At 50.9% G+C, this 646-nt stretch carries 1 protein-coding gene; it reads right to left on the bottom strand.

Annotated elements, in window-relative coordinates; genetic code table 11:
- Positions 1-9: 9 nt before the first annotated feature.
- On the bottom strand, positions 10-646 hold a 637-nt coding region (locus EST62_RS09970), incomplete at its 5' end, for an integrase core domain-containing protein (protein WP_134751601.1).

Raw genomic sequence — 646 nt, 5'->3', positions numbered from 1 at the left:
TGTTTTGCCTCAGCTGGAAATGGAGAATCGGGTTTGCTGAGTTAGTTGGTTGATGGTGTCTGTTGTTGTCGAAATCTTAGCGGAAGCAAGGGGTGCCCTCATTTCCTGTCTTTTTTGTTTACGAGCCTCTCTGGCGGCATCGAGTTTTTGATCGCGTTCTTTGAAAATCTGAATCTCCCGGCCTTCCAGTTTGTCCATAGGCGCAATATAGCCAATCGCACTGTGCAATCGATTTTCGTTGTAGTGACGCACGTACCCGTCAATCTGGCTGATAGCATCCTCCAGTGACAGCGCTACTTTTGGGCGAATGCACTCGGCCTTGATCGTCTTGTGATACCGCTCCAGCTTGCCGTTGCTCTGCGGATAAAACGGTGAAGTCCGAACGTGTGTCATACCAGCCAGCCGGATAAACTCCTTGAAGTCTCTGGCGATGAACTGCGGGCCATTGTCGGAAATAATCCGCGGTCTGGCATCAGGATACTTCTCACGGGCACGCTGCACGATGATCTCGACCTCCTGCTCGATCATGGACGGGCGCAGTTCCCAGTGTACGATGAAGCGGCTGCATCCGTCCAGAATACTGCACAAGTAGTAAAATGTACCCCGCAGATTGACGTATGAAATATCGATATGCCAGTGTTCATGC

The sequence above is a fragment of the Chlorobaculum sp. 24CR genome (assembly GCF_004118635.1).
Taxonomy (GTDB): Bacteria; Bacteroidota; Chlorobiia; order Chlorobiales; family Chlorobiaceae; genus Chlorobaculum.
This window is presented reverse-complemented; position numbering and strand designations above follow the sequence as displayed.